11 protein-coding genes are annotated in these 12,194 nt (G+C 43.2%); 3 read left to right on the forward strand and 8 right to left on the reverse strand.

The genetic code is table 11. The features are described from left to right. Window positions 1-137 precede the first annotated feature (137 nt). Window positions 138-1,046 (forward strand): hypothetical protein, encoded by a 909-nt coding sequence (locus BUA75_RS10495; RefSeq protein ID WP_072874565.1) that lies wholly within the window; start codon window positions 138-140, stop codon window positions 1,044-1,046. A gap of 512 nt (window positions 1,047-1,558) precedes the next feature. On the opposite strand, the gene BUA75_RS10500 is transcribed toward BUA75_RS10495, so the two are convergent. Then, window positions 1,559-2,887: an MFS transporter gene (locus BUA75_RS10500; protein ID WP_083574281.1), complete on the reverse strand. Its 1,329-nt coding sequence runs from the start codon at window positions 2,885-2,887 to the stop codon at window positions 1,559-1,561. Further along, entirely contained in the window at window positions 2,884-3,459 is a 576-nt protein-coding gene (locus tag BUA75_RS10505; protein ID WP_165611997.1) for a small multi-drug export protein, read from the reverse strand. Before BUA75_RS10505 ends, BUA75_RS10500 begins: the two co-directional genes overlap by 4 nt. A gap of 136 nt (window positions 3,460-3,595) precedes the next feature. Between BUA75_RS10505 and BUA75_RS10510 the strand changes: the two genes are divergently transcribed. After that, on the forward strand, window positions 3,596-4,027 hold the full coding sequence (locus BUA75_RS10510) for a GNAT family N-acetyltransferase (protein WP_242650303.1): 432 nt from the start codon (window positions 3,596-3,598) through the stop codon (window positions 4,025-4,027). Between the two features lie 49 nt (window positions 4,028-4,076). On the opposite strand, the gene BUA75_RS10515 is transcribed toward BUA75_RS10510, so the two are convergent. Continuing rightward, window positions 4,077-4,718, reverse strand: a complete 642-nt coding sequence (locus BUA75_RS10515) for an MBL fold metallo-hydrolase (RefSeq protein ID WP_072874567.1) — start codon at window positions 4,716-4,718, stop codon at window positions 4,077-4,079. A 131-nt stretch (window positions 4,719-4,849) separates the two neighbouring features. On the opposite strand from BUA75_RS10515, the gene BUA75_RS10520 reads away from it, so the two are divergent. Then, a complete protein-coding gene (locus BUA75_RS10520; protein WP_072874568.1) occupies window positions 4,850-5,836 on the forward strand; it encodes an aldo/keto reductase in 987 nt (328 codons plus the stop codon). Window positions 5,837-5,847: 11 nt separating this feature from the next. Here BUA75_RS10520 and BUA75_RS10525 read toward each other — a convergent pair whose 3' ends face one another. The 5 genes from BUA75_RS10525 to BUA75_RS10545 all read right to left on the reverse strand — a co-directional run bounded on the left by BUA75_RS10525 (window position 5,848) and on the right by BUA75_RS10545 (window position 12,113). Further along, window positions 5,848-6,822 carry an aldo/keto reductase gene (locus BUA75_RS10525; RefSeq protein WP_072874569.1) on the reverse strand — a complete coding sequence of 325 codons (975 nt, stop codon included), beginning with the start codon at window positions 6,820-6,822 and terminating at the stop codon, window positions 5,848-5,850. A 125-nt stretch (window positions 6,823-6,947) separates the two neighbouring features. Continuing rightward, entirely contained in the window at window positions 6,948-8,042 is a 1,095-nt protein-coding gene (locus tag BUA75_RS10530; protein WP_072874570.1) for an ATP-binding protein, read from the reverse strand. A 6-nt stretch (window positions 8,043-8,048) separates the two neighbouring features. Continuing rightward, complete coding sequence (locus tag BUA75_RS10535; RefSeq protein ID WP_207549748.1) at window positions 8,049-8,738, reverse strand: cobalamin B12-binding domain-containing protein; 690 nt, start codon at window positions 8,736-8,738, stop codon at window positions 8,049-8,051. A gap of 198 nt (window positions 8,739-8,936) precedes the next feature. Beyond that, window positions 8,937-11,147, reverse strand: coding sequence for an alpha-galactosidase (locus BUA75_RS10540; protein ID WP_072874572.1), 2,211 nt, complete (start codon window positions 11,145-11,147; stop codon window positions 8,937-8,939). A 33-nt stretch (window positions 11,148-11,180) separates the two neighbouring features. Beyond that, window positions 11,181-12,113 (reverse strand): carbohydrate ABC transporter permease, encoded by a 933-nt coding sequence (locus tag BUA75_RS10545; RefSeq protein WP_238413543.1) that lies wholly within the window; start codon window positions 12,111-12,113, stop codon window positions 11,181-11,183. Window positions 12,114-12,194 lie beyond the last annotated feature (81 nt).

Here is a 12,194-nt window from a genome sequence, read left to right on the forward strand (position 1 = left end):
TGTCTGGGTGTGGGATTGATAGAATCGCCTCATGCGTTGTTTGATTCCGTCCAGTAATTGGATTTTGATTGATTTAACCCATTCAATAAAGTTGCCGTATAATCATCATGTGCAAAATACTCAGGAGGTAATTCAATGTGAAACGATATAAAAAATGGACTACAGCAGGGATTGCATTGACAATAGTCGGGCTCCTAACAGGATGTGGGACAGGTGGTGGAGTGAGTTCAGGTTCGACTCCAACGAAGAACATCACGAATACCACTTCCACAAACAATACAAGTGCATCAATATCATCAAATAATACGGTAGTCACTGCGAATTTGACAAATCAAACCAAGATGAGCAGTACGAGTTTAAATCAGACTGGTACAAAAATGGATACCTTTCCTGCACTAATCCAAGAAGGTATGCAACAGATTAGTGGGAAGACATCACTTCCGTTGTATGCACCTACAATTTACCCTGGTTCAGCACACACACCTGTTCCAGTGACAGTATCAACTAATATCGGAAGTTCACCGACATCGAATTATAGTATCATGTTCAATCGGAATAACTTAAACATAGGTGGATTTAGCATGTCTGACTGGTCTACTACAAACACCGCTTCTCAACATTTATTACCGGAAAATTCATCGCTGTATATACAAACATCTGTGCCATCTGTATCAACAATAGGCTTGGGAAATGGTATTCAAGCTGAAGTAAAAAAGTCACCAGTTCAAGGGAAAAACGTATCTGCACTCGTCTGGAACGAATGGCGATGGACAATGCAAGTTTTGTATCCAACAAGTTCACAAAGCGAAGCTATTACAATTGCTAAAAAAATTGTCCAGTATTGTCATTATAAATTTCTTCCTGTTCCCGATACAAAAGGCTACGTTCTCACGAATCTGGCATCAGGATATGCAACTATTTACGTTGCTTGGAATAAAGGACAGTACGTATTTAACACAAATAGCAATGGAACTTGGAATTCTAATTCAAGTGGAGGTTATCTGTCGGCATTAGAAATGGCCGTGTCAATGACACCTTATAAGTAGTATTAATGAAAATGTAACTCCCCCATGAATTATATGTGGGGGAGTGACAGATTTCTGTGCGCCCGGCATGGGCGCTGTCTATACGGTGAAAGTCCGGAATGGTGAAGGTAGCAGTAGCCATTAGCTTAAGCCAAGGGTGTCCTCCGTAAGGTAGAATCTGAAGGAAGACGGCGGCAAACCTTCGGCCCGAGGGTCACGAACTCCAATTGAGGCTAGCAACAGTTGGGTGAGTCTGCAGAACAAGACAAAACCCTTGCTACCGAAGGCTGTTGAAAGTAAATGGAGCGGGTACACTCATCAATCGGCTATCTAACGCTGGTTGAATACGAAAGAAGATATTTCCAAGTATCGAGGGCCAAGGCAAGCTGAGTGGGACAAAAGTAATCATATCAGAATATGAAAACTTGGAATTTCTCCGTTCTGGAGTGTCCACTATATTGACTTAATACCATACAGCATGATGTATATTGTGCACGCACTCGCCTTCATTGAAAATAACCATCCTTTTGTATTCAAGAATGGCTTGCCGATTTAGGCGAGGCTGTTGTTGACATGTTATCGTATGGGCGCATGAAACGCTGAAAGAGAAAAACATACGCCAATTGTAAGAACGAAGCGATTAAAAATGGCCAAAAGAAAGAAACGCGATCGAGCAACCAACCACCCACAGCAGGACCAAAAGATGCCGCAAGGCTCCAACTTAAATTATTCAGACTACTGGCAAAACCTCGTCTTTTGTCACGAACAAGACTAACGGATAGTGCTTGGCGCGCTCCCATGGAACCGCGATTGACAATGGAACGTACCACATATAATAGCGCAGCCCAAGAAAAAGTTGGAACAAAGGGCAAGGCAACCAGCAGGGCTACTCCTAATAAACGCGGCCAGACAATCGACTGTACTAATCCAAAACGTTGCGTCAATCGACCTATTCCAATGGAAGAAAGTCCTGTTAACACGAAAGTAAGCGCGTAAACTGGACCAATGGCCGAAGGGCCAACCCCAAATTTCACGTCAAACCAGTACGGGAGTAGCGGCGCTACGAGTCCTACACCCACTGAATTGACGAGATTGATAACAGCCAACAATAAAAGGGCACGATTTTCTCGATGTCGAATTTCTTTTTCGCTTTCTACTGCAGACATGACCACTTCTTTTTGTCCCTGTATAACTGAATCGTTTGACGCAGATTGCTTTTCCAAGCTTTTTTCTTTCTGGAATGGAAGTTCTTCCGGTACAGGAGCATCCTCTCGCAATGTCGCAATTTGCAACAAGTTGATGGCCGCTATCACGGCGTTTAAGACAAATAAAAGCAAAAAACGGTGCGAACCCGATGTGCCCGGAAGCATTCTCGGCAGAAAACCTGCAAGCAAAGAACCAATTCCCATGCCCCAGAACTGCAACGCCGCATTCCAACTAAAAATGGAACCTCTCTGACGACCAGGGATATACTTGGCAAGCCAGGCTTGCTCAGCTGGCGCAAATGGGCCTGACGCTCCGTTGGCCCCACGACCAAAACCAAATAAAACCGCAGATAAAATCAGCACCCCTATAGACGGAGCCAATGTAAGCCACAACGTAGCTGCCAACAGACCTATTTCATAAAAAACCAAAAATAATTTGCGCCCTACACGATCACTGGTTATCCCAACCAATAAACTGAGAGCACTATTAGCAAGTCCTCCCCCCATGAGAAGTAGACCCATTTCGGTTGCATCCCAACCACGCGCATGTAAATAGAGTGTGAAATCAACTGCCAGTGCTCCTTGACCAACACTGCGCAAAAATCTTGTCTCCATCAAACGCCTAGCAATAGGATGAATGTTTATCTTCTCTTTCATCGGTGATTCATTCCAAACGAAAAAGGATGAAATATATGCAAAATAAAGTCGCCTCCATATGTAATCAGTAATGCTGAACCAATAACACCTATGGAAATGCTTACAAATGTGGGCACAGGCCGCCAATGCATACCATAAGCCAAAGTAACACAGGCATACGCACCAATAAACGGAGATAGAACTACAAGAAACCATACGCCGTAATGTCCATACTTACGTGACCAACGTTTGGTCTTCAATAGTTTCTTTCGAAGCCAACGCCACTTCTGCAATAATTGATGAAAAAAAAGCATCAAAAACGGCAGAGGGATAAAATTGGCCAAAATGCTGATGATCGCTCCTGAAAGTGGATGAAATCCCATAGGTAGGCTGGCTACTGCCGCAGGTTGAGCTTCGAGCAAGATGGATAACCCAATTAAACTCAACCCCAGGAGAGCTTTCCTTTCAAAGACGCCAATCAGAAAAGCGCCGACAAAGCACGTAACGCTGATGACAGAACTGATAAATAAGAGTTTTTTAAACGTCCTGCCCTGAACTGGCGGCAACATGCCCATGCTTTCCGCGTCCAGCACCTCCGCACACAAGACTGATAGAAACATTGTATACTTGATGCCAAGATGACAGCAAATACCTGCGCTAGCAAGCAAGAACTACAAGTAAGGATGGATGGAGAAAGGTTGTGCGCACTTGGACGTTCAAATTTTTGAGGTGACGAGTGAAAGCCAAAAACAACAAGCTCTGCAAATCAGGAAAATAGTTTTTGTGGAAGAACAGCATGTTCCGGAATCTCTTGAATTAGACGAGTACGACACACATTCCGAAACATCCCACTGGTTGCTGACAGTAAACAAGCAACCAATAGGTACCGCGCGTTTTCGCCCTTATCAACTACAAACCATCAAAATCGAACGCGTAGCGATCTTGCAAGAAGCCAGAGGACAAGGATACGGCGAAGCCCTAATGCGGGCTATGGAAGCACAAGCAAGAAAACGCGGCTTTATCAAAGCTCGCCTGAATGCCCAAATACAAGCGCTCGCTTTCTATGAAAAACTAAATTATTTACCCATAGGCGAGCGTTTTGAAGAAGCTGGTATCTTGCACCAAACCATGGAGAAAGATATTAGCCACTTCGTTCTATGAGCATCAGCAAGGCCTCGCACACAATACGAGGCCTTTCATATTGCTGAGTTTACTGCAAGCGTAACAAAAAAGGATTGCTTTCTCGCTCCATTTCCATAGTGGTAGCTCCCATATGACCTGGATATAGTTTGAATTCGTCTCGCAATACAAGCAATTTGCGTAAAGACGTCTGCATATCCAAAGGGTTGGCAAAATCCAAATCTGTCCGACCAATGCTGCCTGCAAACAAAGTATCTCCTGTAAATACCAACTCTTTCCCTATAAACAATACTGAGCCTGGCGAATGTCCCGGCGTCTCCATCACAGTAAAAGTCTCACCAGCAAAATCAAGTTGGTCGCCTTCCTTAAAATATCCATCTGGAGCTGCCAAGGACGGTATTTCATGCCCATAAACACGCTTAGCCGTTTGGGGCAAAGCCTTCCATACCGTGTCTGCATCAGCCCGGTGAATATAAACTGGCACTGAGTAACGAGATCGAACCACATCTACACCGGATACATGATCAATATGCCCATGTGTGCAGTAGACTGCCTGTAAAGTAAGCTTCTGCTCATCCAGAAAATCAAAAACAGGCTGTAAATCGAGATCGCCAGGATCTATAAGAACAGCTGGTCGATGTTCTTGAAGAGGATTGAAATAAACATAGCAATTGGCCTGAAAAGGAGATACCACAAATCGGCGGATTTCCATATCGTTCTCTCCTTGATTGAGATTTTTGAGCGAAATCATACCAAAACGGGATGTCTTGTATAGCATTGTGTACAATGGAACTTGGATTAACTTTTTCCAAAAATGACTTATGCAGCAAAGGAGACTGTTTTATGTCCAGAATCTTACCCTTACAAAAACGAGGTTTAGCAGCGACGCCTTTGATCTACGGTTGCATGGGACTTGGTGGTGCAGATTGGAGCGGACGTACACCGCTCAGCCAAGCAGACATCAAAGAAGCCCATGAAGCTGTGGACGCTGCCCTCTCAATTGGTATTCATTTTTTCGATCACGCTAACATCTATAAGTCCGGCAATGCAGAAAAAGCGTTCTCTTATGTGCTGAAAGAAAGACCCAGTTTGCGTTCGGAAATTCTATTGCAATCCAAATGCGGTATTCGTTTTGCAGATGAACAAGCCTCTTTTACTCGCTTTGATTTTTCTAAAGAATACATCCTTCACTGCGTAGACGGTATTTTACAACGACTTGGTGTGGATTACTTAGACATTCTTCTCCTCCATCGACCTGATCCGCTTGTTGAACCGGAGGAAGTAGCTGCTGCCTTCGATATTTTACAACAGGCTGGGAAAGTGCGTTGGTTTGGAGTATCCAATATGAGCGGCAGCCAAATTGAATTTCTCAAGACAGCCGTAGTACAGCCTATTGTTGTGAACCAATTAGAAATGAGTTTGTTGCACCATGATTTTGTCAATGTAGGAATCAATATTAATCGCCAACCTGCAATAGGCGATATTTTTCCTGAAGGTACTATAGAATATTGTCGGACTCACAATATTCAAATTCAGGCATGGGGACCGTTGGCTCAAGGTGCCTATACAGGCGCACAAAACCTTGCTGAGGCTCCTCCCGTCGTACAAAAAACTGCAGCCAAGTTAAGCGAATACGCTGAAAAAAAACACACCACAGTGGAGTCCATCCTAATTGCATGGTTGCTTCGCCATCCTGCAGGAATTCAGGCTGTAATTGGTACTCGAAACAAAGAACGTATTCTTGCCTGCAAAGATGCTGCAAATATCGAACTAAGTCGGGAAGAATGGTATGACCTTTGGATTACCGCCCGTGGCGAACCCATGCCCTAAGGCACATCCCTTTATCCAAGCGGACGATATACAGCAAATGGCGGCGCGTATACAAACGACTTGCTCATTTCATCGAGCGTTTGCAGCGTGTCCGCCGAAAGTTCCAATTCAGCAGCCTGTAAGTTTTGCTCCAATTGCTCTACTTTAGTGGCGCCCACAATAACTGTAGAAACAGCAGGCTGATGCAACAGCCAGGCTAAAGAAAGCGTCGTCGCTGTAGCACCGAGCTTTTCTGCAAGCTGAGCCACCTGATTTCCTAGTTCTATGCGACTGTCATCAAGCTTCTTGGCAAAATTCGGATCTTTCTCTGCTCGTGAACCTTGAGGTGTACTGTCTTTAGTGTATTTGCCTGTCAGAATACCTCCAGCCAGCGGAAAATAAGGTATAATTCCAACGCCTTCTGAGACACACATGGGTATGAGTTCTTGTTCAATGGTTCTATCTGCCAATGAATAGCAAGGTTGTACAGAAATAAACTTAGCCCAGTGGTGACGTTCACTCAAGCTCAAGGACTTCATTAATTCCCAAGCCTGAAAATTAGAAGCTCCTATATAACGCACTTTCCCAGAAGAAATAAAATCATCTAAAGCAGCTAACGTCTCTTCCAGTGGCGTATGGGGATCAAAAGTATGCACCTGATACAGATCAACATAGTCTGTCTGTAATCTTCGTAAACTTCCTTCTAACTCAGTCGTTAAGTGAATGCGCGTAGCACCACGTCGATTGGCTCCTTCTCCACGCGGCATACCACCTTTTGTAGCCAGTATGGCTGCAGAACGCCGACCGATCAGCGCATCGCCAATCATTGATTCTGACTGTGTGTTGGTATATACGTTTGCCGTATCAATCATGTTCAGTCCAGCGTCAAGCGCCTGATGAATGATACGAATGGAGCTTGCCTTATCTGCACGACCTCCAAATGCATTGGTACCCAGGCCAATGACAGACACTTCAAGACCGCTTTTACCCAAATGACGATATTTCATTCTATATCCTCCTTGCTGTCATCCAATCTACCGGATGCTCCAAACATGATGCACAACCCATAGGCCACTCTCAGATTTCATTGTAACGTATTTTTATAAGCTAACCTATTTTAAGCGTATATATATTACGATGATGATTTTAATAAAGACAAAGAGAGACAGAGCGTTGTTCCATTCTGTTCTCGTTTAGTCACTTTCAGTTTCCCACCGCTTTCCTCAACCCATTTACGCACTAAATCTAAATGCAAAAAAGCCAAGGGTTGCTGATCGAGAGAAGTAGGATGAAACATTTGTTCCAATACCCATTCATCGACCATCCATCCGTTATGATAAATCGTCAATTGTAAAATTTTTTCATGTTTCCGTACATCAAAATGAATATATCGCAATTGGTCTCTGCCAAGCCCTAACACTGACTGCATAGAATGATAAATAAGAGTTCGCAAAATTTGCGCAAGTTGATGGGCATTAAACCACAGTTCACTATTTTCTAACCACGCGTCCAATTGAACTGAGATGTTTTCTTTTGCAATGACTTCATCAAATTCGTGCAAAATCGACTGAAGAAGCCGAACAAAGTCCAGTTTGTGCTGTTCTCCAGAAATTAGCGAATAATCGGCTTGTAATTGAGAAATCAGTAACTCTGCCACACTGAGTTCATGCAACAGTTTTTCGTTTAATTGATCATCTGTCTGTTGTTTTTCTTCCTGAAGATTCTGTTCTTCTAATAAATCTTCCAAACGCAATAATGATTGCTTAAGAGGGTTGATCAATTGGCCTATCTTTTTCTGTACCCAAAGCCAATTTGGATGAGAAAGAGCTGAATCTGACAACCATTGGGCAGTTTCCAACGACTGAAGTATAGGAAAGGGAACAGCTTCAAGTTTTTTTCGAATATTTTCAAGCTGCCGTGTCAATTCGTCCGTTTCGCTTTGCATAGTATGACAAAGAATCGTCGCTTTCCCAGGTGAGTCCCAAATAACCTCCAATTTATTAAGCTCAATCTGATTTTTTTTGGTCATCAGATTCACTTCCAACTGCATGATAGGCCTATCCGGGCGAATAAAAGACCCTACTTTCGACAGACTTCCTTCATCCACTATATTTAAAAAATTGTTTGGCGTAGCAAATTTATTTTGACCAGCTGGCGAAGCATAGAGGATATGAAACTCCGGATCGATCACAAAATAACTGATAAATTCCCCAGCATCGATCCACAATTCTGCTCACCCCAAACGAGGACGCAAAGACGAATTCGCGTCATTCTCTAACCAGTGCTGAACTTCTTTCAGGTTGTGAAATAGTAGACAATGCGAAAACCTGGAAACATCATCCGCGATTTGCTGTATCAGACGTCCACCTACAATGATTTTAAACTTCTCAAGAGTTTTCAAAGAATGAAACGCTTCAACCGCCTTGACGACAGACGGAAGATGGTAGGACATGGATGCTGAAATACCAATAATAGATGGCTGAAATTGCTTGGCGTACTCGATTGTTTCAGCTAAGGGAATTTGCGTTCCTAAAAACACGGTCTCGTAACCGGCTTCTTGAAACAATAAACGAACCATCTTGAGCCCCAAATAATGACTCTCTCCTTCAACACAAAAAAACATGGCCCGTTGATTTCTGACAGTTTGATGCGCGTAACGATTATCCGCTAAATGATAGTAAGCATATTGGGATAAAATATAATCACAAATACCAGTCGCCAGATGTTCATCCGCCACTGTAATTTCGTTTTCCATCCATAACTGGCCAATCCATCTCATGGTTTGGGTTAGATAATCATATACACCCAAACTATCACCTATATCGTTTGCGTATCTTCGCAAAAGAGTCCATGCCGTGACCCGGTTTCCCTCAAGCAGTGCTTTGGAGAGTTGTTCCACATCCCCATTCACGGCATCACTCACCTTACTTCCATAATATTCTCTGTCTATATCTTAAAAAATTTATTTTCATCCCATCTATAAGAATACTTCTAAAAAGAATCTATGTATAGAAAATATATAAACTTCTCATGAAGATGAGAGAATTGAATTGAATTTATCGTTCATAAAAAATTGGCCTCTATCGCGAGATAGGGCCAATGGATAGGGTTTGCTTTTCGTTTAGGCGTTCAGCTTGGACAACTTCCACATACAAGATTGAAAATCAGTTGTGAAATAAGGAATGGCTATCCCCGCGTACATTAATTCATCGCCGCCATAAATATCACTTTCATAAGACATCCCTTGCACAAGTTCCACACGATATTGAGCTTCAGCATCCAGGCCTTTAAGACGCAACCGATGTATAGCATGATTGGCCTGTTGAAGCTTCGTAACACAAGAAACAACCGCCTGTTGCCTGTTCTGGGATACAAACATCCAAGCATAAAAATCGCCCTCAAATGGATTGGCTAAAGCAAAGTAACGACCAAATTGAACCGTTTCTCGAATTTGCTTATAGGTTTCAACCTGTTCTGCTACGATATTTTTTTCCTCATTTGTTAACTTTGTAATGTCCAATTCGTAACCAAAATTCCCTCCCATGGCAACAATCCCGCGTGTGGCAAGCGGCGTTATTCGCTGCACCTGATGATTGGGTACAGCAGAAACATGGGCCCCCATGGTGATAGGGGGATAAACCAGAGCAGTACCGTATTGAATATAAAGACGTTCAATAGCGTCTGTATTATCACTCGTCCATGTCTGAGGCATATAGTAAAGCATGCCAGGATCGAATCGTCCTCCACCCCCGGAACAACTCTCAAAGAGCACTTCAGGAAAACGTGTTGTCAAAGTTTCCATGACTGCATAGAGACCAAGCATATAGCGATGCGCCGTCTCTCGTTGTCGTTCAACTGGCAAACAGGCCGATCCGATTTCCGTCATATGGCGATTCATATCCCATTTTACATACTGAATGGGTGCAGACGACAGTATTTCACTCACTGAATGGACGATAAAATCACAAACATCTTTTCGTGAAAAATCCAGAACATATTGATGACGACCTGTAGAAGAACGACGACCAGGCACATGCAAGCACCAATCAGGATGTTCTCTAAACAACTGACTTTCTGGCGATACCATCTCCGGCTCAAACCAAAGACCAAACTTCATACCCTTTTCGGCAATAGATTCGGCCAATCCAGCTAATCCATGCGGGAGTTTTTTCAAATTCACTCGCCAATCACCCAGAGACGTTTTGTCATTATCCCTTTGACCAAACCAACCGTCGTCCAGCACAAATAGTTCAATGCCCAACTGACCTGCTTCTTCAGCAAGTTGTAAAAGTTTTTCTTCATCAAAAGCAAAATACGTTGCTTCCCAATTATTAATAAGAATAGGTCTCGGTTGATGGCGATGAAGGCCACGACAAAGTCTCTCTCGATAGGCGTTGTGAAATATCTCCGTCATTCCATCTAAACCTTCAGCAGAATAGACCAGTACCGCTTCTGGTGTTTGAAAAATTTCACCAGGCTCTAATAACCATGAAAAATCTGCTGGATTGATTCCTATTTGAAGACGTGTCTGCTGCAAGGAATCTTGTTCAGCGAGTGCCAGAAAATTACCACTGTATACTAGATTAACCGCCATTACTTCACCATGTGTATCCCTAGCATCAGAAGCCATTAACGCTAAAAATGGATTTTGATGATGACTACTCGCTCCACGACGACTTTCTACCGCTTGTAATCCAGGGACCACGGGTCGACGAACCAAATGACGCTCTCTTCCCCAGGCACCAGAAAGTTGCATCATATCCCAGGAAGAACACGGTAAATCAAGACTCATACTCAATGCTCGAGTCAGCTGAATAGGTTGTTGGCCGGCATTATACAATCGGGCCGATCGCGTGATCACCCCGATTTGTGAGAACACGGTATAAAGTAACGTAACCTGTAACTCCTGAACCGGATCGAACAAATCGATTTCCAGCGTCAAAGCTTCATGCGGAGATTCTGTATAGATCATAGGAAGCCCAGCCAATGCAGGTTTACCTTCCAGAATTCGATGGTTCCTGTATCGCAAATCAACAACGGATGTGCCATCCGCAAAAATAGCTTCTAATGCGGGAACGCGAAAATCTCCATGACCATAAACAGGATATTCTTGAGGAAGCGTGTCCAGAGAAAAAGCAGGATTTTCAGGATTACAATTGGGCGAAAAAGGACGATCTATCATCTTCAGTAAATGTGCGGTTGAAGAGGAACGCAATTTCCTTCCCCAATAGAGATGTGCTAAGTACCCTTCCTCTGTAACCTTCATGACATAACTGGTGTGTTTGTTTTGAAGATGGAACAATTGCTCTTCAGGATCAAACAAAATTTGCATTTCTCACATCTCTCTTCTTTGGGAAAGTCGTGGTTAGCTTAAATCGTAAGTTGTACGGTTGCGGAAATAGGCAAACTGCAACAAAGTGACTAGCAAAATGACAACAAATAAAATTACGGATAAAGCAGAAGCAAATCCCATATGAAAGAACTGAAATCCTTCCTGGAAAATATAGAAATTATACACATTGGTTGCTTGACCCGGTCCTCCCTGAGTCATTACATAGACTGTATCAAATACTTGAAACGATCCAATCACTGAAGTAATGAGCACAAAAAGTAATGTGGGTCGCAAGAGCGGCAATGTTATCGTGAAAAATTTACGAATCGGTGAGGCTCCATCCAACTCGGCTGCCTCGTAAAGGTAGGCTGGGATACCTTGCAAGCCAGCTAGAAAAAAGAGCATATTGTAACCGGTCCACTGCCATATGTTTACCATTGCAACTGCAGGTAAAGCCCAGTGTTGTGTCCCAAGCCAATCAATTTGCGGTAGATGCAACACCTGTAACAGTGAGTCAAGCATGCCCGTGGGCTGCAAAATCCATTGCCAAACCACACCTACTGCTACCGGCATAGCCAACCAAGGTATGACAAACAAAGCCCGAAAAATGGCCATCCCAGGCAATCTACGATTGAGAAGTAACGCCAAAATGATGGCTAACACCGTTTGAAGTGGAATATTCAGCAAAACATAGTAAACCGTGATCAGCATAGAGTGAAGTGCCGTTGGATCGTGAAAAACTTTCGTGTAGTTACTCAGGCCAGCAAAAGAAGGAGACGAAAGCAAATTCCAATGCAATAAACTAATGACTAGCACTGCTATAGCCGGAATTAACATAAACAATAAAACGCCAACAAAACTGGGGAAAACAAAGAGATAGGGTGTAATACCTTGCGATGTTAGTTTCGATTTTTTGATTTTTTCTCTAGGCATCCGAGTAGACAACATCTTGGTATCAAAACTCACGGTTTACACCTCGCTTTCTGAAGCCTATCGTCTTCCGTCCATCAGACAAAAGAGAGAATTTTGAGGAAGGGAGGCACAGCA

Origin of the sequence: Alicyclobacillus tolerans (assembly GCF_900142255.1) — a bacterium.
In the GTDB taxonomy this organism is placed as follows: Bacteria; Bacillota; Bacilli; order Alicyclobacillales; family Alicyclobacillaceae; genus Alicyclobacillus_I; species Alicyclobacillus_I tolerans.